24 protein-coding genes are annotated in these 22,237 nt (G+C 70.5%); 8 read left to right on the top strand and 16 right to left on the bottom strand.

The genetic code is table 11. The annotated features are described in order from the left end of the window. Positions 1–7: 7 nt before the first annotated feature. The 7 genes from ABZ833_RS24700 to ABZ833_RS24670 all read right to left on the bottom strand — a co-directional run bounded on the left by ABZ833_RS24700 (position 8) and on the right by ABZ833_RS24670 (position 6,527). The gene (locus ABZ833_RS24700; RefSeq protein WP_361050110.1) at positions 8–1,468 is read right to left on the bottom strand and encodes a penicillin-binding transpeptidase domain-containing protein; all 1,461 of its coding nucleotides are present in this window, start codon (positions 1,466–1,468) and stop codon (positions 8–10) included. Next, entirely contained in the window at positions 1,465–2,829 is a 1,365-nt protein-coding gene (locus tag ABZ833_RS24695; RefSeq protein ID WP_361050107.1) for an FtsW/RodA/SpoVE family cell cycle protein, read from the bottom strand. The genes ABZ833_RS24700 and ABZ833_RS24695 overlap by 4 nt, the downstream gene beginning before the upstream one ends. A 63-nt stretch (positions 2,830–2,892) precedes the next feature. Next, on the bottom strand, positions 2,893–3,255 hold the full coding sequence (locus tag ABZ833_RS24690) for an SH3 domain-containing protein (RefSeq protein WP_361050104.1): 363 nt from the start codon (positions 3,253–3,255) through the stop codon (positions 2,893–2,895). Between the two features lie 128 nt (positions 3,256–3,383). Next, on the bottom strand, positions 3,384–4,685 hold the full coding sequence (locus ABZ833_RS24685) for a HAMP domain-containing sensor histidine kinase (RefSeq protein WP_361050101.1): 1,302 nt from the start codon (positions 4,683–4,685) through the stop codon (positions 3,384–3,386). Beyond that, on the bottom strand, positions 4,682–5,437 hold the full coding sequence (locus ABZ833_RS24680) for a hypothetical protein (RefSeq protein WP_361050098.1): 756 nt from the start codon (positions 5,435–5,437) through the stop codon (positions 4,682–4,684). Before ABZ833_RS24680 ends, ABZ833_RS24685 begins: the two co-directional genes overlap by 4 nt. 101 nt (positions 5,438–5,538) lie before the next feature. Further along, positions 5,539–6,201: a class F sortase gene (locus ABZ833_RS24675; protein ID WP_361050095.1), complete on the bottom strand. Its 663-nt coding sequence runs from the start codon at positions 6,199–6,201 to the stop codon at positions 5,539–5,541. 32 nt (positions 6,202–6,233) lie between these two features. After that, positions 6,234–6,527 carry a hypothetical protein gene (locus ABZ833_RS24670; protein ID WP_361050092.1) on the bottom strand — a complete coding sequence of 98 codons (294 nt, stop codon included), beginning with the start codon at positions 6,525–6,527 and terminating at the stop codon, positions 6,234–6,236. Positions 6,528–6,745: 218 nt separating this feature from the next. On the opposite strand from ABZ833_RS24670, the gene ABZ833_RS24665 reads away from it, so the two are divergent. Then, entirely contained in the window at positions 6,746–7,549 is an 804-nt protein-coding gene (locus ABZ833_RS24665; protein WP_361050089.1) for a nuclease-related domain-containing protein, read from the top strand. A gap of 22 nt (positions 7,550–7,571) precedes the next feature. Here the strand turns inward: ABZ833_RS24665 and ABZ833_RS24660 are convergent, their stop codons facing one another. The 3 genes from ABZ833_RS24660 to ligD form a co-directional block, all read right to left on the bottom strand. After that, positions 7,572–8,000: a nuclear transport factor 2 family protein gene (locus ABZ833_RS24660; protein WP_361050799.1), complete on the bottom strand. Its 429-nt coding sequence runs from the start codon at positions 7,998–8,000 to the stop codon at positions 7,572–7,574. A gap of 137 nt (positions 8,001–8,137) precedes the next feature. After that, a complete protein-coding gene (locus ABZ833_RS24655) occupies positions 8,138–9,019 on the bottom strand; it encodes an ATP-dependent DNA ligase (protein WP_361050086.1) in 882 nt (293 codons plus the stop codon). Further along, positions 9,016–9,957 (bottom strand): non-homologous end-joining DNA ligase, encoded by a 942-nt coding sequence (gene ligD / locus ABZ833_RS24650; protein WP_361050083.1) that lies wholly within the window; start codon positions 9,955–9,957, stop codon positions 9,016–9,018. Before ligD ends, ABZ833_RS24655 begins: the two co-directional genes overlap by 4 nt. A 92-nt stretch (positions 9,958–10,049) precedes the next feature. On the opposite strand from ligD, the gene ABZ833_RS24645 reads away from it, so the two are divergent. The 3 genes from ABZ833_RS24645 to ABZ833_RS24635 all read left to right on the top strand — a co-directional run bounded on the left by ABZ833_RS24645 (position 10,050) and on the right by ABZ833_RS24635 (position 12,982). Next, positions 10,050–11,027, top strand: coding sequence for a Ku protein (locus ABZ833_RS24645; RefSeq protein WP_361050081.1), 978 nt, complete (start codon positions 10,050–10,052; stop codon positions 11,025–11,027). Between the two features lie 129 nt (positions 11,028–11,156). Continuing rightward, a complete protein-coding gene (locus ABZ833_RS24640; protein ID WP_361050078.1) occupies positions 11,157–11,429 on the top strand; it encodes a type B 50S ribosomal protein L31 in 273 nt (90 codons plus the stop codon). A gap of 206 nt (positions 11,430–11,635) precedes the next feature. After that, positions 11,636–12,982 carry a DUF1254 domain-containing protein gene (locus ABZ833_RS24635; RefSeq protein WP_361050075.1) on the top strand — a complete coding sequence of 449 codons (1,347 nt, stop codon included), beginning with the start codon at positions 11,636–11,638 and terminating at the stop codon, positions 12,980–12,982. Here ABZ833_RS24635 and ABZ833_RS24630 read toward each other — a convergent pair whose 3' ends face one another. The 4 genes from ABZ833_RS24630 to ABZ833_RS24615 form a co-directional block, all read right to left on the bottom strand. Continuing rightward, entirely contained in the window at positions 12,983–13,624 is a 642-nt protein-coding gene (locus ABZ833_RS24630) for a hypothetical protein (RefSeq protein ID WP_361050072.1), read from the bottom strand. It abuts the gene before it with no gap. A gap of 65 nt (positions 13,625–13,689) precedes the next feature. Further along, a complete protein-coding gene (locus ABZ833_RS24625; protein WP_361050069.1) occupies positions 13,690–14,514 on the bottom strand; it encodes a rod shape-determining protein in 825 nt (274 codons plus the stop codon). After that, positions 14,511–14,900, bottom strand: coding sequence for a TraR/DksA C4-type zinc finger protein (locus ABZ833_RS24620; protein ID WP_361050066.1), 390 nt, complete (start codon positions 14,898–14,900; stop codon positions 14,511–14,513). Before ABZ833_RS24620 ends, ABZ833_RS24625 begins: the two co-directional genes overlap by 4 nt. A 70-nt stretch (positions 14,901–14,970) precedes the next feature. After that, a complete protein-coding gene (locus tag ABZ833_RS24615; RefSeq protein ID WP_361050063.1) occupies positions 14,971–15,312 on the bottom strand; it encodes a TraR/DksA C4-type zinc finger protein in 342 nt (113 codons plus the stop codon). 262 nt (positions 15,313–15,574) lie between these two features. On the opposite strand from ABZ833_RS24615, the gene ABZ833_RS24610 reads away from it, so the two are divergent. After that, positions 15,575–16,537, top strand: coding sequence for a sensor histidine kinase (locus ABZ833_RS24610; protein ID WP_361050796.1), 963 nt, complete (start codon positions 15,575–15,577; stop codon positions 16,535–16,537). Continuing rightward, positions 16,534–17,217 (top strand): response regulator transcription factor, encoded by a 684-nt coding sequence (locus ABZ833_RS24605; protein WP_361050060.1) that lies wholly within the window; start codon positions 16,534–16,536, stop codon positions 17,215–17,217. Before ABZ833_RS24610 ends, ABZ833_RS24605 begins: the two co-directional genes overlap by 4 nt. Before the next feature lie 67 nt (positions 17,218–17,284). Here ABZ833_RS24605 and ABZ833_RS24600 read toward each other — a convergent pair whose 3' ends face one another. Then, a complete protein-coding gene (locus ABZ833_RS24600; RefSeq protein WP_361050057.1) occupies positions 17,285–18,898 on the bottom strand; it encodes a hypothetical protein in 1,614 nt (537 codons plus the stop codon). 385 nt (positions 18,899–19,283) lie between these two features. Here ABZ833_RS24600 and ABZ833_RS24595 point away from each other — a divergent pair, with 385 nt between their 5' ends. Both ABZ833_RS24595 and ABZ833_RS24590 read left to right on the top strand, forming a co-directional pair. After that, a complete protein-coding gene (locus tag ABZ833_RS24595) occupies positions 19,284–19,514 on the top strand; it encodes a hypothetical protein (protein WP_361050054.1) in 231 nt (76 codons plus the stop codon). 261 nt (positions 19,515–19,775) lie between these two features. Next, a complete protein-coding gene (locus tag ABZ833_RS24590; RefSeq protein ID WP_361050051.1) occupies positions 19,776–20,702 on the top strand; it encodes an aminoglycoside phosphotransferase family protein in 927 nt (308 codons plus the stop codon). An 8-nt stretch (positions 20,703–20,710) separates the two neighbouring features. On the opposite strand, the gene ABZ833_RS24585 is transcribed toward ABZ833_RS24590, so the two are convergent. Beyond that, the gene (locus ABZ833_RS24585) at positions 20,711–21,958 is read right to left on the bottom strand and encodes a hypothetical protein (protein ID WP_361050793.1); all 1,248 of its coding nucleotides are present in this window, start codon (positions 21,956–21,958) and stop codon (positions 20,711–20,713) included. Positions 21,959–22,237: the final 279 nt, after the last annotated feature.

The following is a 22,237-nucleotide window of genomic DNA, read 5'->3' as shown; positions in this document are numbered from 1 at the left end:
TGGCGCCCTACGACCCGTCGAGCACCGCCTCCATCACCGCCTTCGCGACCGGCGCCGCGCTCCCGCCGCCGCTGATGTCGCCCCGGTCCGCCGCCGCGTCCTCGACCACCACCGCCACCGCCACCGAGGGCTGCGCTTCGCCGGACTTCTGGGCCCAGGAGATGAACCAGGCATAGGGCGTACCGGAGTTGTCGATGCCGTGCTGCGCCGTGCCCGTCTTGCCGCCCACCGTCACGTCCGGGATCGCCGCGTTGGAGCCGGTGCCCTCCTCGACCACGCCGGTCATCAGCTCCCGCAGCTGCATCGCCGTGGCCGGGTTCATCGCCTGGTGGAGCGAGTGGCTGCCGGTGTTCTCCACCACGTCGCCGTCCTCCGTCGTGGTCTCGTCCACCAGGTGCGGGGACTCGACCTGGCCGCCGTTGGCCACCGCCGCCGAGACCATCGCCATCTGCAGCGGAGTCGCCCTCGTGTCGTACTGGCCGATCGAGGAGAGCGCCAGCTGTGCGTCGTCCATCGCGGTGTCGAAGTTGCTCGCCGCCACCGACGACGGGATCTTCAGACCGCTGTCGTTGAAGCCGAAGTTCCGTGCCGTGCCCAGCATGTCGCTCAGGCCGGTGTCCGCGCCCAGCTTGGCGAAGACCGTGTTGCAGGACCACTCGAAGGCATAGCGCAGGGTCGCGTTCGTACAGCCGTCGACCTCGTTCGTCAGCTGCGTGCTCGTGCCGGGCAGCGTGTAGGGGCTCGGCGACTTCGTGGCGGCGTCCAGGTCCGTGACCGTGCCCGCGTCCAGGGCCGCCGCCGCCGTCACCACCTTGAACGTGGAGCCGGGCGGGTACGTCTGGCGGATCGCACGGTTCAGCATCGGCTTGTCGGCGCTGCCGTTCAGCGCCGCCCAGGACCGCGCCACCGACCCGCTGGTGCCCGAAAGGCGCTCGGGATCGTACGAAGGGGTGCTGACCAGGGCGAGGATCTTCCCGGTCGACGGCTCGATCGCGGCCACCGCCCCCTTCTTGCCGCCGAGCCCGGCGTACGCGGCCTGCTGCGCCGCCGCCCTGATCGTGGTCCGCACCTTGCCGCCGGGGTTCTGGGCGCGGCTGATGTCGTTCCACAGGGGGAGCGGGGCGAGCATCGGGTCGGTGCCGGAGAGGATGTCGTCCTCGGCGTTCTCCAGGAAGGTCGTGCCGTAGACCTGCGAGGCGTAGCCGGTCACCGGTGCGTACAACGGGCCGTTCTTGTACGTCCGTTCATAGCGGAGCTGCTCCCCGGTGTCCTGGGAGCCGGTGACCGCGCGTCCTTCGACCATGATGTCGCCGCGCGGCTGGCCGAAGCGGGCGATGGCCTGGCGGCGGTTGGCGGGGTTGTCGTCGAAGTGCCCGGCCTGCACGACCTGGACGCGGGTCGCGTTCACGAGCAGGGCGATCAGGAGCAGCGCGCAGAACGCGGCGGCATGGCGGATGTACCGGGTCACGCGTCCTCCTGTGGTGTGCCGACCGGCTGGCCGCGCGCCGAGTCGCTGAGCCGGATGAGCAGCGCCACGATGATCCAGTTGGTGACGACCGACGAGCCGCCCTGTGCCAGGAAGGGCATCGCCATGCCGGTCAGCGGGATGAGCCCGCTCACGCCGCCCGCGATCACGAACACCTGGAGCGCGACGATCGAGGCGAGCCCGACCGCGAGCAGCCGCCCGAAGGCGTCCCGCAGCGCGAGCCCGGCGCGGTAGCCGCGCTCCACCAGGAGTGCGTAGAGAAGGAAGATCGCCGTCAGCCCCGCGAGACCCAGCTCCTCGCCCGCCGTCGCCAGGATGAAGTCGGACTTGGCAGCGAAGCCGATGAGGATGGAGTGCCCGAGGCCGAGCCCGGTGCCGAGCATCCCGCCGGCCGCGAACGCGAAGAGGGACTGGGCCAGTTGGTTGGGCCCCTCGCCCGCGTCGATGGAGGCGAAGGGGTGCAGCCAGTCCTCGACGCGGCTGTGTACGTGGGGTTCGAGCGAGCCCACCGTGTACGCCCCGACCCCGGCGAGCACCAGGCCGACGGCGATCCAGCCGATGCGCCCCGTCGCGACGTACAGCAGGATCACGAAGAGTCCGAAGAAGAGCAGCGAGGTGCCGAGGTCCCGTTCGAGGACGAGGACTCCGACGCTCAGGAGCCAGATCGCGACGATCGGCCCGAGCACGCGGCCGGTCGGCAGCTGGAGCTTGGTCAGCTTCCAGACCGTACGGCCGGTGTAGGCCAGCGCGTTGCGGTTGGCGGACAGATAGCTGGCGAAGAAGATCGCGAGCAGGATCTTCGCGAACTCACCGGGCTGGATGGAGAATCCGCCGATCCTGATCCAGATCCGGGCGCCGTTCACGGCCGGGAAGAAGATCGGCACGATCATCAGGACCAGCGCGGCGACGACGCAGATGTACGCGTACCGCTGGAGCACCCGGTGGTCGCGCAGGAGGACCACGACGCCGATGAAGAGCGCCACGCCGACGGTGGACCAGACGAGTTGCGTGGGCGCCGCCTCGTCCCCGGGGGTCTCCAGGTCGAGCCGGTAGATCAGGACGAGTCCCAGGCCGTTGAGGAGCACGGCGATCGGCAGGAGCAGCGGATCGGCGTACGGCGCGCGGAAGCGGACCGCGAGATGGGCCAGGAGCGCGAGCACGCCGAGCCCGGCGCCGTAACCTGCGGCGCCGGGCGGGACGGTGCCGTTCTTGGCGAGGCCGACGTCGCAGTAGCCGTAGACCGAGAGAAGGACGGCCACGACGATCAGGGCGACTTCGGTGCCACGGCGCCGGGGTACGCGAACAGCGGGGACGGACGGGGGCGCCGCTGCTGTTCGGGTCATGCCCGGAACGTAGCAAGCGATAGGCCCCAATGTCCGTTTATGTCACCGTGTGCTGGTGAAGCGTCAGCACCAGCGCGGGGCGGGCCCGATGTTCGCGATGTAGTGCGCGGCACCCCATGCCCAGGTGCCGTTGGTGAGCAGGTACCAGCGGTTGTTGCCCTGCACATGGTCGCCGGTCGTCTTGCAGTAGATCGAGACGATCTTGCCGTACGGCACGCTGCGGATCACGTGGCTGCCCCGGGTGGGGGCGGTGCGCAGCAGCAGTCCCGTCTTGGCCGTGACGCGGCCCTTGTAGATGTGCGGGTGGCTGCCCGCGCTCGCGTCGTCGGCCGCGAAGGCGGGGCCGGTGACGGTGAGGGCTGCGAGCGCGCCGCCGGCGGCGAGTATGCCGAGCCGGGTCCTGGTCGCGGTGGGCCGAAGGGACATGGGGCCTCCTCTGGAGAAGGGCGGGTGTGGTGCGACCCGCCGTCCCTGAAACCTGGGGCGTAGGCCGCAATTCACACTAAAATCGGCACGCTGCGCGCGCAAAAGCTCACGCGGCGTCAAACCGCCCGTCAAGCCGCCCCGTCGGAGCCTCGCGCGCCGTTCCCCGCGGTCTCCTCGTAGGGCAGCGTCAGTGTCGCCACCGCCCCGCCGTCCGCCGCGTTCGCGAACGTGAGCCGCGCGCCGAGCACCGCCGTCTGGCCCAGCGCGATGGTCAGGCCGAGCCCGTGCCCCCGGGTCGTGCCCTCCGTGCGGAACCGCTGCGGCCCGTGTTCCACCAGGTAGTCCGGGTATCCGTCGCCGTGGTCGCGCACCGAGACCACGGGCCCGTCGACGGTCAGCACGATGGGCAGCCGCCCGTGCTTGTCCGCGTTGGCGATGAGATTCCCGAGCACCCGCTCCAGGCGCCGCCGGTCGGTCACCACACAGACGTCGCGTACGACGACGAGTTCGGCACCGACTCCCGAACCCCGCACCGCGCGCTCGGCCAGTGGGGCGAGATGGTGGTCGTCCAGGTCGACACGCTCGCTCTTGGCGTCGAGCCGGGAGATCTCCAGGAGGTCCTCGGTGAGGGTGCGAAGGGCGGCGACCCGGTCGCGCACCAGCTCCGTGGGGCGGCCCGGCTCAAGGAGCTCGGCCGCCGCGTGCAGACCGGTCAGCGGCGTGCGCAGCTCGTGCGCCACGTCCGCGGTGAACCGCTGCTCGCTCTGGAGCTTGCCCTGCAGCGAGGACGCCATGGTGTCGAGTGCGCCGGCCACCGCTGCCACCTCGTCCTGGCGGCGCGAGGGATCGCGGGTGCGCGGGTCGTTCACGCGGGCGTCGAGGTCACCCGCGCTGATCCGGCGCGCCACCGTCGCCGTCTGGTGCAGGCGCCGCGTCACGCGCGTCACGGCGAACGCCCCGACCAGGAGCGTCGCCCCGATCGCGAGCACGGACGAGCCGAGGATCGCCCGGTCGAGTCCGTCGATGGTGCGGGCGCCCTGGGCGTAGTCGACCCGCACGGCGATGGCGCGCCCGTCCGTGGCGGGCCCCGCGGCCCACATCGTCGGCCGGGAGTCCTGCGTGTCGACCATCGTCCCGCGCTCCCCGCCCACCGCGAGCTTCCGCAGCCGCTCGGGAAGGCCCGCCGGGTCGACGCCCGCGCCGGGGCCGAGGTCGTCGCCCGCCTCGAACGCCTCGGTGGCGTCGTCGAGCCGGGTGAGGGCGTGGTCGCGGGCCTGGCCCACGGTCTGGTTGGTCACCGAGACATGGACGAGCGCGCCGAGCAGCGCGGCGAGCGCGCAGCACATGACGGTGATGAAGACCGCTGCCTTCCAGGTCAGCGTCGCCGTCCAGGAGGGAAGCCGCGGCCCGCGCGGCAGCCGGTGGCTCATCGGCTCTCGTCCGGCGACGGCGTGGCGCGGGCACTGGCCGCCGGCTCGGGCTTGCGCTCGGGCTTCCTCGACGGCGCGTCCGGGGAGCGCACGATCTCGTCGGTCGTCGGCAGCATGACCTTCTGGTGGGAGTCCCAGGACCACACGGTGCGGTACTCGTACCCCGGCATGCCGGAGACGGCGCGGACGACCACCTCGTGGCCGGCGAGTTCGACGCCGAGCACCGCGTCCCCCATCTCCATGATCTGCGTCAAGCGCTGCTTCTCCACGGCGTAGGCGCGGATGTCGAGGTTCTCGGCGTGCCCCCGGGGCAGCCGGATGCCGACGATGAGGTCGTCCTTGCCGTCGCCGGTGAGATCCCGGTAGTAGGCGTCGAGGACGGGGCACTTGTCGTCGCCCGCGTGGCTGGTGCCGCAGGTGGCCAGCTGCTGGACCGTCTCCTTGTAGACGTCGTCCGAACGGCTGTACATCCCCGGATTCTCGTCGAAATCGGCCTTGGCGACGCTGACCGGATTCACCTTGCGCAGGTTGCCGCCCGGGACGTCCACGCCCTTGACCGGCACGCTCTCTATCGTCCCGTAGTCCTCGGCGGGCGCCGACGGAGGCGGCAGCTTCGGCCACAGGCGCGTGGGCGCCTCGGCGGTGGGTGTCGATCCCGCGCCGCGCAGGTCGCCCGGGTCGCCGCAGCCGCCGGCCAGCAGCCCTGCGGACAGGACGAGGCCCGCGGCGAGCGCGAGACGGCTGCGGTGCACTGCACTCCTGCCTGCCGGGGGAGCGGCCCGTGGGCTGCTCGACTGCGGCGCGAGGTTCGGTTGCGGCGCCGCAGGGTCCGGGTCCCGTTGCCCGGGTCCGGCTACGGCGCGAGGTCGGCGTAGAGAATGATGTTGTCGGTGCGGTGACCGTCCTTGATCGGGCCGCCACAGGTCAGCAGGCGCAGCTCGGGCCGGTCGGTCGCCCCATACACCTTATGGGTGGGGAAGTTCTTTTTGTCCACCTGCTCGATCTCGCGCACCTTGAACGTCGCGGTACTCCCGTCCGCTCGCGGCACCTCGATCTCGTCCCCCATTCTCACCTTCGCCACGTTCTTCATCAGCGCGGGCCCCTTCGCGGTGTCGTAGTGCGCCACCAGAACGGCCGCCCCCTTCTCGCCCGGCGTGACACCTCCGGTCCACCAGCCGGGCTCCTCCGCCTTGTCCGCGGGCGGCACCTCAAGGGCGTCGTCCGCGCCCACGCCGAGGTCGAGCATCGACGTGGCGTCGACGCCGGCCGCCGGGATCCGCAGGCCGGTGGGCCGGGACTTCTCCAGCGGGGCGTGGGGCTCGGCGGCCGGTGCGGCGGCGGCGTTGTGGACCTTGACGTCGGGCGCCGGGTCGCCGGAGCCCTGGCCGCAGGCGATCAGGCCGACGCCGAGGGCGGCGGTCAGCGTGGCGGCGGCCGCGATGCGGGTGGTGTGGCGGCGCCTGGCGGGGGCGGGAGTGGATGCGGGGACGGGGGCTTCTTCGGTGGGGGTGCTCACGGCGACTCCTGCGGGTGCGTGGGGGCGGGGGCTCAGGCGTCGGTGCGGCCGCGGCGCAGCATCGCGTACCCGAGACCGGCCGCACCGGCCGCCGCCATGGCCCCGCCCGCGGCGATGAAGACGGGATCCCCGCTGTGGAATCCCTCGGTGCCTGCCTTGACGCCGCCCTTGGGCGCGACGGGGGCGACGGTCCGCGTGCCCTCGGAGTGCGCGGGCCGCGCGGGTGAGTCCGCGACCGCGGCGACGGCCGGCGTGAGGAGCGCGCCGCCCGCGACGGCGGTCACGGCGGCGGTGCGGAGGAGGGAGCGGCGGCGACGGGTGCTCACGGGCGGTCCTTACGGATGGCGGCTGATCGCTTCGAGGAAGCGAAAGGGGCACCCCTCAACCTAGATGTCCGCCATTGCGGCAATTCATCGACTATGTAACAGCGGGCCATACCTGCGGAGGCGGTGCCGTTACGAGTGGCTCAACTTCCTTCCGCGTCGCCCAGGTTCTTGCCGTAGGCATGTCCTTGCTGCTCCCATGGTCGGTGGGGTGATGGTGCATGACCGGACTGCGCGTCATACCGGCCTGGCGGCACGGGCAGGAGCGGCTGTACGTCTGTCTCACGGACGGCAGGAACGTGGCGTGGTACGAGAGGGAGTCGTCCCGCGTGAACCTGCTCAGCGAAGATCACAGGGAAGCCGTCCTGCGGGCCCTCGCACCCTTCCTGACCGGCGGTTTCTCGGTCGGCCCACCGCCCGTCCCGACCCCCGCCGAGCTGGCGCGCCTCGCCCTCCACCCGGACGACGACCTCGCGCCGAACCGCCCCGGCGAGGCCCTCCTGATCGCCCTGGACCGCGACCCGGCGCCCGCCCGCAGGCTGCGCGCCGACCCCAGGCAGCGGGCGCTCGCCGCCGAGCAGGCCATCGGCGCGGTGCTCGACGGACTCGAAGGCGCCGGCTGGCACACCCTGCACTCGGTGCCGCTGCCGGGCGGCGCCCGCATCCACCACCTCCTGATCGGCCCCGGCGGTCTCTTCAGCGTCCACACGCTCGCCGCCCGCAAGCAGCGGGTCCGCGTCGCCGACCCGATGGTCACGGTCGGCCGCGCGGACCCGCGTCCACTCCTGAGGGAGATCCGCGCCGACGCCGACCGGGCGTCCTTCGCGCTGACGGCCGAGATCCGCCCGGTGCTCGCCCTCTGCGGCCCGACGGACCTCGACGTGACCGCCCCGCCGCGCGAGGTGCGGATCGTGCGCGACGGGGAGGTGTCGGCCGTCGCGGGCATCGGCGGCGTACTGAAACCGGCCGATGTGGAGGCGCTGCACGCGATGGCGCGCGACCGGCGCACGTGGCTGCGGGTGTAGTCCGCTCCCTGGGCGCCGCCTCTCAGAGGTTGTCGCCCCAGCCGCCCTGGATCATGGTCTGGAACGCCCAGGCCCCGCCGCGCCTCAGCAGGATGTCGGCGTACCGCAGCTGCTGGGTCTCGCCGTTCGCGGTCATCACCGAGTCGGTGAAGACCACGGCCATGGCGGGGGAGAGGAAGACGGGCGTGCGCGTGGACTCGAAGGTGATGTCCTCGCTGCCGTCCCCCATCACGTGCGTCATGGTCGTGACGAACTGCTCCCGGTCCCACTGTGCGGAGCGTCCGTCGCCCGCGGAGTCGTCGCTGACCAGGTTGAGCGGGAACACGGCCAGATCGGCCATGCGCTCCACATCGCGCTTCGCGCTGTGCGCGTCGTACTCGGCGAACCAGGCGGCCAGGCTCGCGCGGTCCTCGTCGGTCGGGGCGTATCCGGTTGCGGGCAGTACGGTCACGTCGGCCACGTGGGCTCCTAATCAAGTTTGACTATCGGGTGTGCGTAGAGAAGGTATGCTCGATTGGCTCGCTAGTCAAACTTGATTAGATGTGATGCCGGTCACGCTGTGGACGGGGGCTGGTCGTCGGTCAGGGGTCAGCGGAAGCGGACGACCACCGCGGTCGCGTGCCGGGTCGTGTTCTGCCGCACCTCCACCGTGACGGGCGGCGCGGCCGGCAGGGCGGCATAGGTGACCTCGCCGATCCCGATGGCGATAGCGGTCCCTTCCCCCTTGGCCTCCGGCAGCGCGGCCCCGGCCGCTGTGCGCAGCGCCGGGGTGAGCGGCGACGACACCACGGGCGTGCCGTCCCCCGGCAGGACGAGCACGAGCGCCTGCGGGCGAGCCCTGCCCCCGGTGAACCCGACGACCACCGCGTCCCGGGTGTCGCTGTGCCGCAGCTTCAGCCACGCGCGCGCGGCGCCCCGGTAGGCCCCGTCGAGCCGCTTGACCACCAGTCCTTCGATGCCGGTGGCGGGCAGGGTCTCGTACCAGGTCAGGGCGAGTTCGCGGTCGGTCGTCATCGGTACGGCCTGGAGCGGCGGGCCGAGCGGTTCGAGGATGCGTACGAGGCGGGCGCGCCGTTCCTCGTAGGGCAGGGCGCGGCAGTCCTCGCCCCGGTCGGCGAGCAGATCGAAGGCGGCGTACGAAGCGGGGAGCGTGCGCGCGAGGTGCGTGGCGTGCGCGCGGGTGGCGGCGGCGCGCTGCTGGACCGCGCTGAAGTCGATGCGGCCGTCGGCCCAGACGACGACCTCGCCGTCGAGCACGGTCCCGTCGGGCAGCTGCCGCGCGGCCTCCGCGAGATCGGGGAAGGCGGTGGTGACGAGGCGGCCGGAGCGGGCCTGCAGCCTCACGCGGTGGCCGTCGGCGAAGAGGATCAGGCGGTGTCCGTCGAACTTCGGCTCGTAGGCCCAGCCGGTGCCCTGCGGCAGTGCGGTGACGGATTCGGCGAGGGCGACCCGGAGGGGCGGGCCGATCACGGGCGGCCCTTGCGCTCGTCGTCGGGCTCGGGCTCGTCCTTGCGGGGGAGGCGGGGGCGGGCGTGGCTCCGGTCGGTGAGCGGGCCCAGGAGGTCGCCGTACCGCTGGAGGCGGGGCGCGATGTCGGTGGCGAGGAAGGCGAGCTGTGACGGCTCGCTGCACGCTTCGACCTCCTCCCAGGTCACGGGCGTGGAGGCCGTCGGTTCCCGGCGGGCGCGGAGGGTGTAGGGGGTGGCGGTCGTCTTGGCTGCGGCGTTCTGGCTGAAGTCGACGAAGACCTTGCCGGGGCGCAGGCTGCGCGTCATCCGGTGGACGACCAGGGCGGGCAGCTCGGCCTCGGCCTCCTGGGCAAGCTCCTTCGCGTACGCGGTGACCTGCTCGGAGGGCGTCGGTTCCAGGGGGCAGAGCAGGTGCAGGCCCTTGGAGCCCGAGGTCTTCGCGTAGGCGTGCAGGCCGTCCGCCTGGAGGCGCTCGCGCAGCCAGAGGCCTGCCCGGCAGCACTCGACGATGGTGGCGGGGTCGCCGGGGTCCAGGTCGAGCACGAGCTGATCGGCCATGGCGGGGGCGTCGGCCTGCCACTGGGGGGTGTGGAACTCGGTCACGAGATTGGCCGCCCACATCAGGCTGGCCAGGTCGTCCACGACGATCTGCCGGGCGCTTCCGTCGGAGTGGGGCACGTCGGTGGTGTGCACCCAGTCGGGGGTGCCCGGGGGCACGTTCTTGGCGAAGAAGCGCTGGCCGTCGGGCCCGTCGGGGAAGCGGAGGAAGGAGACGGGCCGGTTGCGGAGATGGGGGAGGAGGGCTTCGGCCGTACTGGCGTAGTAGTGCAGCATCTCGCCCTTGGTGAAGCCGGGGGTGGATGCGGATGCGGTGTAGAGGACCTTGTCGAGGTTGCTGAGGGTCAGCCGCCGCCCCTCCACCTCGGTGATCGGCGTCATACGATGAGAATCCCACGAATGCGGACGAACCACCTGAAACGGGTTGGGCCGGTAGCGGTCACCCGAGGTGTGGCTGCTGAGAGGTGCCTGACGTGCGATCCATATGGAACGGTGCGATCTCCTTCGGCTTGGTCAGCATCCCGATCAAGCTCATGAACGCCACCGAGAACCACTCGGTCTCCTTCCGGCAGATCCATACGGAGGACGGGGGCCGGGTCCGCTATCGCAAGGTGTGCGAGCTGGAGGAGCGGGAAGTGACGTCCGCCGAGATCGGCAAGGGGTACGAGGACGCGGACGGCTCGACGATCCCGATCACGGACGAGGACCTGGCGGCCCTGCCGATTCCGACGGCCAAGACGATCGAGATCGTCGCCTTCGTGCCGGCGGACGGGATCGACCCGATGCAGATGGACACGGCGTACTACTTGTCGGCCAACGGAGTGCCCGCGGCGAAGCCGTACACGCTGCTGCGGGAGGCGCTGAAGCGGAGCCAGAAGGTGGCGATCGCCCGGTTCGCGCTGCGGGGGCGGGAGCGGCTGGGGATGCTGCGGGTGGTGGACGACGTGATCGCGATGCACGGGTTGCTCTGGCCGGACGAGATCCGTACGTCGGAGGGGGTGGCCCCGGATTCCCAGGTCAAGGTGCGGGAGGCGGAGCTCGACCTCGCGGACGCGCTGATGGACACGCTGGGGGAGGTCGACATCACCTCCCTCCACGACGACTACCGCAAGGCGGTGGAGGAACTCATCGCGGCCAAGGCCGAGGGCAAGGGCCCCGCGGAGCCGGCGGCGGAGGCGGATTCGGGTGGGGGCAAGGTGATCGACCTGATGGCGGCGTTGGAGAGCAGTGTGCGGGCGGCGAAGTCGGGGCGGGGCGGGGGGAAGGTTGCGGAGGTGACGCCGCTGGGGCGGGGCGGTGGCCGGAAGCGGGCTGCGGCGAAGACGACTTCGAAGACGACTTCGAAGACGACGCCGAAGGAGGTGGGGGGCAAGAAGTCGACGGCGAAGAAGGCGACAGCAAAGAAGACCCCGGCAAAGAAGACACCCGCAAAGAAGCGGACTTCGGCGTAGGCCACGGGAGGCCACGAGGGATCTCCCGCGGGGCAATCGGGTGGGTGGGAGAGCCCCGTCCAAGGGCCAGGCCCCCCGCCTGGCGCCCCCAGGCTCGCCGGAGGGCATCTCTCCGGTGAACCTGGGGGAATGACCCAGGACAAGAACAAGGACAGCGACTACCGCCCCGTGGTCTTCCGGGACCGCTCGGCGGGCTACGCCTTCCTCACGCGTTCCACCGCCGAGAGCGACCAGACCATCGAGTGGGACGACGGCGAGACGTACCCCCTGGTCGAAGTGGAGATCTCCTCCGAGAGTCACCCCTTCTACACGGGCCGCGCCCGCGTCGTGGACTCCGAGGGCCAGGTGGCCAAGTTCGAGCGCCGCTACGGCGATCAGGAGCCCCCGGCCGCACCGGAGTGACCGCGCCACGCCGCGTGAGCGGCAGGAGTGGCAGGAGGGCCACGGCGGCCCGACGATGTCCGTAGAACCTTGATCACCAACGACGCACGGCGAACGATGCACGGCGCACGAGGCACGACGCACGAGGCACGACGCACGAGGCACGACGCACGGCGAACGACGATCGACGATCGACGAACGAGCTTGATCACGAGAAGGCGGCGGGCATGACCGACGGCACGACCGATCTCCAGGCGCTGGCGGCCGAGGCGTACATCTACGGCTACCCGATGGTGTTCAACCTCGACGAAGTCGACCGCTTCTCCCGCAAGGGCATGGGCTCCCTGGCCCCCGCCCCCTTCAACGAGTTCAGCCACGCGAGCAAGCTGGCGGGCCCCGACGACCCCTTCGTGAGCATCAACAACGACACCATCTACTCGGTGGCCCAGCTCGACCTCTCCGGCGGCGCCCTGCTCCTGACGGTGCCGGACACGGACGGCCGCTACTACGTCCTGCAGTTCGTGGACGCGTGGACCAACAACTTCGCGTACGTGGGCCGCCGCGCAACCGGCACAGGCGCCGCCAGCTACCTCCTTACCCCACCTGGCTGGGACGAGGAGGTCCCGCTGGGCGCCACCCGGATCGCCGTGCCGACGGACGTGGCGTCGATCGTCGGCCGCTGGGCCTGCGCGGGACCGGACGACGTGGAAGCGGTGCGCGCGCTCCAGGAGGACACGCACCTGGAGCCCTACTGGACGGCATCCGGCGAGCCCCGCGGGCTGCCGACCCACACGTACATCCCCGACGACGAACCGGAGCTCCTCTTCTACGAGAAGCTGCGGGCGAGGATGGCCGCCTTCCCGCCCGCGCCGGCGGACCTGACGTACCAACAACAATTCGCCCCGCTCGGGTTGTCGGACCTCCAGACCCCCTACGCCCAGCCGGAGCCCGAGCTCGCCGCAGCCCTGCGCGCGGGATTCGCCGCGGGCAAGGAGAAGGTCGAGCACGAGTCGACCCACGGCGACAGCCCGGAGCAGAACGGCTGGAAGCTGACGTACCACGCCTTCGACTACAACGCCGACCACTTCGAGGTCGGCACGCTCAAGGATCCCCAATGGATCTACACGGACCGGGAGTTGGGCCGCATGGTCCGCGCGACCTCGGCCCGCACCGGGCTCTGGGGCAACCACGCCTACGAAGCGGCGTACGCGATGGCGTGGAACGACGGCGACGGACAGCCCCTGGAGGGCGAGCAGTCGTACACCCTGCGCTTCGAGAAGCCGCCGCCGGTGGACGCGTTCTGGTCGATCACGATGTACGACCTGCCGGACTACTACCTCGTCCCCAACCCCATCGACCGCTACTCCATCGGCGACCGCACCCCGGGCCTTAGCTACGACGACGACGGCTCCCTCACCCTCCGCCTCCAGGCGCAGCGCCCCACCGACGACAAGACGGCAGCGAACTGGCTGCCCACCCCCGGCGGCCGCTTCCGCCCGGTCCTGCGGATGTACACGCCCCACGCCGCGGTCTTCGACGGGACGTACGAGTTGCCGCCGATCCGCCGGAGTTAGTCAGGGAGAGGTGGACCACCGAGGGGCGGTACGGGCCCAAGCCGCTCCCCATTGGGCGAGGTTGTGCCGCTCGATCCTGCGGTGGGCGCAGGCGTAGGCGGCGGCGCCCGCGAGGGGAACCGCGATGGCGGCCAGGACGGCGTAGCCCTTGGTGTGATCGCGTACCTCCTCCTTGGTGAGAGGCGGGCCGGTGAGCTCTCCCTCGTCGCTGACCCATACGGGGATGGTGTTCCCGGCGGTCAGGGCGGGTTCGACGTCCGCTTCCGCGGTGCGGGTGTGTCCGCGGCGGTCGGTGAAGCGGACGGCGACCGGGTACAGGGACTTCTTCGCCTCGACCGACCCGGGCTCGGGGTGGCGTGGGGCGTCGTGGACGAGGACCGCGGTGGTGCGGTGCCGGGTGTCGGCCTGGTGCCGGGCGCTCTGTTCGAAGTGGCGGTGGGCCGCGTCGCCGACCAGGACGACGGCGGCCGGGGTGGCGGTCAGGACGGCCAGGAACAGACCGACGGCGATCCATGCCTGTACGAGGTCGGTGCGGCGGCGCAGGGGATTGCGGCGCCAGCGCCACAGCAGGGGAGGGGGATGGTGCGGATTGCGCGCGGGTTCTTCGGGGGGCGGCTGCGCCGGGGGTATGGGGCCGGCCACGGGGGCTCTCCTTGGGAGTTGATGGTGGGGGCGCGGGGGCGCGGGGGCACGGGGGCTGGCGGGGCCTAGCGAGGGGTGGAGGGGTGGCCGTGGGCGGCCCGGAGAAGCTTCGCGGCGCCGCGGACCGCCGCGGTGTGCGGGGCGGGTACGAGCTGGACGGGAGCGTGCAGTTGCGCGGCGAGGCCGCAGCTGATGTCGGGGAACAGTGCGCCGCCTCCGGCGAGGAGAGCACCCCGCCGGAGGGCTACGCGGGTCCGGGGCGTGCGGTCCTGTTCGAGCATGGCGGTCACCATCGCGACGACGCAGTCGGTGATGTGGGCTCCGGGATCCGGGGACAGGGGCGGGGACGGGTCCGGGGACGGGGACGGGGACGCGGGCACAGTCGTCGGCGAGATGCGGCGGTCCAGGTCGCTCGTGCCCAGGGCGGTGTGCCGGGCATCGACCACCGCGCCTTCGGCGAGGAGGGCGACCTCGGTGAGATGGGCCCCGATGTCCACGACGAGCAGGGGACGGGCCAGATCGGCGTCCGCCGCCGAGGCCACGGCTCGCGCGGTGGGGACGGTCAGCACGGCGCGCGGGCGGAGGACCTCGACGGCGACGCGGGCCTCGGCCCGGTAGGCGACTCCGCCCAGCACGGGCGCCGTCAGGATGAGCAGGGGACGGCCGAAGCGGGGCAGACGGTGGCCGAGCAGCCGGTCGAGCATCCGGGCCGTTCCGGGGGTGTCGACGATGGCACCGCGTCGGATGGGGTACACGGCGCCGCCCCCGTGGAAGGTCACCGTGGGGACGTCGAGGATCATGCGGCGCCCGGACGTCCAGGCACGGCTCCGGGCGCTGCCCAGGTCGAGGGCGACGCCCGCGAAGAGTCGGCGAGGCGGTGTCGGGATCATCGGTCGGCCCCCTGGACCTGCTGGCAGCGGGCGCAGTAGCGGGCCTGCGGCACGATCGTCAGGCGCTCGCGGTCGATGGGCCGCCGGCACAGGTGGCAGGCGCCGTAGCCGCCGAGATCCATGCGCCTCAGCGCGGCCTCGACGTCGGCGAGGACCATGCGGGCCGAGGCGGCGAGCTTGACGCGGACCTCGGTCCGGGCGGCGCTCTGCCGGTCGAGGAGCGCGTCGGCGCGGGTCATCGCGGGGGCGGAGAGCTGCTGCAGCTGTTCCCGGCGGAAGAGGAACTGCTCGTGCAGGTTCGCGCGCAGGGCGGCGAGGTCTTCGGAGGACAGACGTGCGCTGTCCGTGGCGCTGCGATCGTCGATGATCTGCTGCTGGTTCACCACTTCACCCCTAAGGCAGGGCGGGAGACGGAGGAGGAAGAAGAAGGGAGGAGAGAGGGCGGGCGGGCGGCGATCAGTCGGCCTTGCGCTGACAGGGAACGCAGAACTGCGTGTAGGGCAGGATCTCCAGGCGCTCGACCGGGATGGGCCTTGAGCAGCCGGGGCAGGTTCCGTAACTGCCGTCCCGGACACGGTCGAGGGCGGCCCCGATCTCTTTGAGGACCCGTCCAAGGGTGTCCTTCTGCGCCGCCATCACCTGCTCGTCCGCCTCATGCCCGGCCTCACCGATGGCCTGCAACTGCGCCAGCCGGGAGCCACGCTCGTGCTCCAGGCGGCGACGGGCCTCGCGCGGGGTCAGACGTCCGGCGTGGGCTTCGGCCGGGGGAGTGTGGGTGGAGACGATGGGGAGCGACATGGTGGCGGGTCCTTCTTCAGGGGGCGGGCGGGTCTTGTACGGCAACACCCCCACCGTCGCCGGTGGGCCGCACGAAACCCATCGGGCGCGATACCCATCTGCGCCGGGGCAAGGACCCCATCGCGGAAATGGGCATTGGACCCCATAGACGGACGGAAGGGGAGAGGGCAGGCTGGCCGGGAGGCCGATCAAGCCGATCAAGCCGATCAAGCTTCGGCAAGTGGCCGACCAGGCCCAGCAACAAGAGGAAGGCATCACCCCGTTGTCCCTGTTCTGGCGGATCTTCGCGCTCAACGCGGTGGTGCTGGGGAGCGCCACCGCCCTGCTGCTGTGGGCGCCGGTGACCGTCTCCGTGCCGGTGGTGCTGACCGAGGCGGTCATCCTCATTGCAGGCCTGGCCGTGATGCTGGTCGCCAACGCGGCGCTGCTGCGGATCGGCCTGGCCCCGCTCGACCGCCTCACCCGCCTGATGACGACGGTGGACCTGCTGCGCCCGGGACACCGCCTGCCGGAACAGGGTTACGGCGAGACCGCCGAGCTGATCCGCACCTTCAACGCGATGCTCGAACGGCTGGAGCAGGAACGGGCCGCGAGCACCGCCCGAGTCCTGCTCGCCCAGGAATCCGAACGGCGCCGCATCGCCCAGGAACTCCACGACGAGGTCGGCCAGACCATGACCGCGGTCCTGCTGTCCCTGAAGCGGGCGTCGGACGAGGCGGACGAACCCCTGCGCGGCGAGCTGCAACAGGCGCAGGAGATCACCAGGGGGAGCCTGGACGAAGTACGCCGCCTGGTGCGCAGGCTGCGCCCGGGAGTCCTGGACGACCTGGGCCTGATCAGCGCGCTCACCTCCCTGACCACGGAGTTCGCGACGCACGCGGGACTGCGCGTGGTGCGCGGCTTCGACCCCGACCTGCCACCGCTGGACCCACAGGCGGAGTTGGTCCTGTACCGGGTGGCCCAGGAGGCCCTGACCAACGCGGCCCGCCACGCCGAGGCCGACCGGGTCGAACTGAGCCTGCGCCGGTCCGAAGGCGCGGTGGTGCTGTCGGTCGTGGACGACGGCCGCGGTACGGGGGTGGCCCACGAGGGCGCGGGAATCCGCGGAATGCGCGAACGGGCCCTGTTCATAGGGGCAACGCTCGACGTCACCTCAAGCCCACGGACAGGCACACAGATCAGCCTCCAGCTACCTCCACCCTCAACCCCGGAACCCAACAAATGAGTACGACCACAACGATCAGCGAGAAGCCAACGCCCAGGATCCGCATACTCCTGGCGGACGACCACGCACTGGTGCGTCGCGGGGTGCGGCTGATCCTCGACGGCGAACAGGACCTGGAGGTCGTGGCCGAGGCGGGCGACGGCGCGGAGGCGATAGCCCTGGCCCGCACCCACGAGGTCGACCTGGCGGTCCTGGACATAGCGATGCCCCGCATGACGGGCTTGCAGGCCGCACGCGAACTGGCAGCACTGAAGCCAGGCGTACGCGTACTGATGCTGACGATGCACGACAACGAGCAGTACTTCTTCCAGGCACTGAAGGCAGGCGCCAGCGGCTACGTACTGAAGTCAGTGGCAGACCGCGACCTGGTAGCCGCGTGCAGAGCGGCAATGCGGGACGAGCCCTTCCTCTACCCGGGCGCGGTGACAGCCCTGATCCGCAACTACTTGGACCGGGTCCACCACGGCGAGGAACCACCCGACCAGGTACTGACGGCACGCGAGGAGGAGGTCCTCAAACTGGTGGCGGAGGCCCACTCGTCAAAGGAAATAGCCGAGATGCTCTTCATCAGCATAAAAACGGTCCACAGACACCGAGCGAACCTGCTCCACAAACTGGGCCTACGAAACCGCCTGGAACTCACGCGCTACGCAATAAGGGCGGGCCTGATCGAGCCCTGATTCCGGGCAGGTTCGAAGAGCTGGACCAAGGCGTTCGGGAGTCCCTGCTGCCGCCAAGGGCCCTCGGTCAGGTCTGTGGCCAACCTTGTTTCAGTGCCTGTGCGGCAATGGTCGGCAGCTTCCTCTCCTTGTCGTGGCAAAGGCGGACGACGGCCTCGCGCGCGACGGGGTCACCCCTCCATCCGTCCGGCAGCGACATCGCAGCACTGAGCCGGGTGAGGTAGCTGCTGTCCCGCGCGAGCGCGACGACGAGGTCCCGGGCGACGGGATCTCCGGTCCATCCACTCGCCAGCGTCCCAGGGAGGGTGTCCCGGACGTCCGCATCGGGATCATGCCCGAGAGCGGTCACTGCATCACGCGCGACCGTGTCCCGCGCCCACCCCATGGCAAGGCGGCCGGCGGCCCGAGCCCGCAACGGCTGACGCCAGGTGTTTTCCTCATATGGCCACTCGCTGTGGTCACCCGCCAGAACGATCACGGCGTCCCGGGCGACGACATCCCCCGCCCACCCGTCGGCGAGTGCCTCCGCTACTGCACAGCGGACGCGCAGATCGATGTCGTGGATAAGGCCGATGAGGGCATCCCGTGCCCCGGCATGACCCGCCCACCCCTGGGCAGTCACCTTGGCGGCTATTGCACGCACCCCTTCGTCGCTGTCCAGGAAGAGTGCCAAGACGGCGGTCAACGCGGTGAGATCTCCTGCCCAATGAACGGCCAGCGCTTCGGCGGCCGTCTGCCGGAGGTCCCGCTCCGGGTCAGCCGTGAGACGGATCACGACACCCTGGGCTTCCGGGCGGTGCAGCCACGTGGCGAGCAAGGTGGTCAGGGCGGACCGCCTGTTGTCCGGATCGGTGAGGTGAGTGGCCGCCACCAGCACAGTGAACTCGCCTCCCGCCGGAGCCATGCCCGCAGGTGTGACGTCGTGCTCGAAGCCGACGACGGCGAGTTCTTCTTGAGCGTTGACCATATGGACGCGATGCAACGCGGCAGCGATGTCGTCAAGGGCCGGCTGGGCGAGGAGCTCGTGCGGGATGACGATCCGCGACGGCCGGGACGGCTGGGGCGGATCGTCGGACGGTGCGGGCAGACCGGCTGCCTCGGGGTGGAGGGAGAGACGGCGCAACTCGGTGCCGGCCTGCTCCCAGAGTGTCTCCAGCGTGCGGATACGGGACTCGACCCTGGTGGCTTCGGCGTCTGCGGACTGCTTGTGGCTGATGGCCAGTCGGGTCTCGTCGTGCAGCCGTGCGCGTTCGCCGGGACCGGCACCGTCGCGCTGTGCACAGGCGGCAAGCACCGCATGGTCGGAAATGATGTCCCGCAGCGCACTGATGATGGACCACAAGGTGGCCATCAGGAACTGAGCGTCCCGCAGCGCGTAGCGCAACCGGGTCTCGGTGTGGCGGGCACGCTCCAGTTCGACTTCGAGACGCAGGGCCGCGACCGCTGCCTCACGTTCGCTCTCGGCGGGCGTGGCGCCGTCGTGTACGAGTTCGGAGGAGCGGGCGTTCTCGACGTCCCGGACAAGGACTTTCGCCGCGGTGAGGCGTTCGCGGTGCTCCTCAGCCGTCAGCCCGGCGGCCCTGCTGGTGATCATCAGGAACTGCTGGGTGAACGGCCAGACCGGCGCAGGCAGGGTCTGCGCCTTGAGTACCCGGTCGATGTGGGACTTGGAGTGGGGCATACCGCTGACCGGACATCCGTCCGCCCTCCGTGACCGGTTCCCCCCGTGCCGGTCCTGCTCCTGCTGTGCCTGCGCGAAGCGCACAGCCAGCTCCCTGGCTCCCAGACCAGCGTTGTGAGCCTGTTGCCGCAGGAATCGTGCGTACGTCTGACGCGAGTCGACCTCCGCCGTCATCCCCCGGCCTTCCGTCGTACGAAGTCCCGCAGGAGCCCACCACGTCCCGCGGTCCGTGCTCACCCCGGTACCGGCGAACAGCAGAGCGTCCCCCTGCGTCCCAGGCTGTCCCGCGCCTGCTGGGCCACCGCCCCCGGGCAGCCCATTGTCTCCGCGACGACCACCTGAAAACAGGCCGGGACCGAAAGACCGAAAAGGGGAGAGGACCGTCATGGCACGACAGCCCAACTTTGGAGCACCATCACTCGACACTGCCGCCGCTCTCGACGTGCCGAGCACGGTGCTCGACACCCTGGAAGCCGCGCTGCCCGAGTTCTGTGGCTCGGTGGCCGCGGCGCTCGTGGTCGGCCTCATCAGGTGGGCGGTCCGGCGCGGTTGGGGCCACCCACGAACGGGAGAACCAGCCCGCACCACCGACCGCTCACAGCCCGATGAACAGTGAACGGACAATAGCCTGCACATACGCCAAGACCCCGCCCTCAGCGAAAGCGCTGAGGGCGGGGTCTTTGGGCACCGACTACAAGGTGCCCCGGAAGGATTCGAACCTGCGCACACGGCTCCGGAGCCCAGATGAGACGGTGATCGTGTTGCGGTCCTGACCTGAGCGGGAGCGTCTGGGACGGGTCTCGCTGAGCAAGGTCATTACGCCCCTATTACGTGGGCGGCCTGTCGAGCCGTGAGTGTCCGCCGTAAGGTCGGAGACATGATCTCGGGCAGCGACGAGGGCCAGGACGGCGGTACGGAGTTCACGGCGGAGGGCGTCGAGATCGTTCTCCGCGAGGCGTGCGAGAAGGCCGAACTGGACCCGACAGGCGCCGAGTTGCTGCGCTTGGGGTCCAATGCTGTCTACCGCTTGGCGTCGTTGCCGCTCATCGTGCGTGTCGCTCGCGACCCGGCGGCTCTCCCGGAGATGGAGCGGGTCGTGGAAGTGGCTCGATGGCTGGAGAGGGAGAACTTCCCGGCCACGCGAGTGCCAGCCCGGATTGAGCAGCCGCTGACCGTAGGCGGCCGGGTGGTGACCTTCTGGGAGAGTGCGCAGGAGCAGGAGGAGTACGCCACGGTTGGCGAGCTTGCTGATCTGCTGCGTCGCCTGCACTGGCTAGAGGAACCTGAAACGCTGGGCCTCCCGTACTTCAATCCGCTGGCAAAGCTGCGGGCCTCGTTCGAGGGCCTCGACGGGGTCACGACGGAGGACCACGCGTTCTTGCGGGATCGAGCCGGGAAGCTCGCGAAGGAGTACGACCGGCTGGACTTCGTCCTCCCCTTCGGGATGATCCACGGAGACGCGAACATCGGAAATGTGCTTCGTCACCGTGACGGGCACGCCGTGTTGATCGACCTCGATGGCTTCGCGCTCGCCCCGCGCGAGTGGGACCTGATCCTGACCGCGATCTATTACGAACGGTATGGCTGGCACACGAAAGCCGAGTACGCCGAGTTCGTCCACCGGTACGGCTTCGACCTGATGAACTGGCCGGGGTACGAGGTCCTGGCCGACCTGCGTGAGCTGATGATGGTGGTCTGGCTCGGCCACCAGGCGGCCACGAATGAACGGTCCGCCGCGGAGTTCGCCCGGCGAGTGCAGTCGCTGCGTACCGGTGAGGGCCGTGATCAGTGGCAGCCCTTCTGAACTCGCGGTCAGTGGCCAGCCTCTGCGCCGGCGGCCACCCACAGCCTGTGCTCGCGGGCTTGGCCATGGAGGTCGCGTACGGTCGCACCGCCGTCGACCCGCTCAAGATCCCGTCGAAACTCTGCCAGGTAGCTCACGCACCTAGCTGACTTGAGCTGTTCGCCGAGGTCGAGCGCGTCCAGGGCTACGCGGCAGGCTTCCTCAACATCCCCGGCTCGTAAGTGGGCATCCGCGAGAACCATGGTCGCGAAGAAATCGCTGCGCACGTGGCTGCCACTCATCGCGTTCTCGGCATGCGCGACGGCCTGGCGAGCGCTGTTCACGTCGCGGAAGCAGTGGGCGGCCTCGGCGGCGAGTTCGGCCTCGTCGAAGTAGCTGATCCACTCCGGCTCGTCGTCGTGGTTGCGGCTCTCCAGCGCCTTGGTCGCGGCAGTGAGCGCGGCCTCGCAGGCGCGGACATCGCCGGTTCGTGCCAGCGCGCGAGCTTCCATGGCGTGGAACTGGGCGCGAAGCGTTGGCGTGGCGACGGGGGAGATACCCATGAGGGCGGCGCGGGCGAGAGTCGCGGCCTGAGTGAAGCGACCGAGGAACGTGGCCTGGTGGCTCATCGCCGACAGGATGCTCCCGGCGAGCCGGCGGTCATTGGCGTCTTGCGCCAGGCGTAGGGCCTGGAGGAAGTACCGCTGAGCGAGGCCGTGATGGCATGCGTCATACGACATCCATCCGGTGAGGAGCGTGGCCTCGGCGACGGTGGAGAACAAGGACCGGCCGACGGGTTCGGTGTACTGGCCGCGCAGGAGCGGAACCACTTCACGGCTGAGGTACTGCACGACGGCATGCCTCGCGTGATCCCCACCAAAGCGGTCGTCAAGCTGAGCGAACATGTCTGCGGTGGTCTTGATGGCGGCAACGTCTCCCAGACCGACCCGCACGCTGTTTCGAGGTTGCTGGGCAGCCGATGGCTCAGGGGCCACCAACCACCGCAACGACGCCTCGCTCCACGCTGGCTCGGACGGCTCGGCCTGGAGCAGAGGGTCGTAGCCGTTGAGGTCAGCGCGCCACAACTGCCCCACGGCCGTGATTGCCGCATCGGGACTGGCTGGGTAGCTCGCGTCCAGGAGAGCCACATCGTGGCTAGTTCCGTGGTTGAGCCCGAGCTCTGCAGCGCTCATGCCGTAGGCGTCGCACAGCAGAGGCCCATAAAAATCGTCCGGCGAGCTGTGCCCGTTCTCCCAGCTGGCGATCCGCCGCTTCACGCTTGCATCGGAGGGGAGTTGGTGTCCCCGGCGCGTGGCGACCTGGCGTATCTCGCGTACCAAGCGCGGCTGACTCCAGCCCAGTCTGGCCCGGGCCTCACGCAGGCGGATGCTGGTCGACTGCATCGATGACGTGGCCGTTCCCTCCCCGCGCGTGCGCCGGTACGACACTCAGGCTCACCACCGAATTTACGCGCAGGTAGTCCCCTCGCGCTGGAAGTGGCAGGAGATCCTTTCTGCTTTGGGGACGACAGGGGGTGACGGTCCGGCGTATCCCTC

It is taken from the genome of Streptomyces sp. NPDC047525, from assembly GCF_040643025.1.
Lineage (GTDB): Bacteria > Actinomycetota > Actinomycetes > Streptomycetales > Streptomycetaceae > Streptomyces > Streptomyces durmitorensis.
Note: the sequence above shows the minus strand (reverse complement) of the source record. Positions and strands in the feature narration are given on the sequence as shown.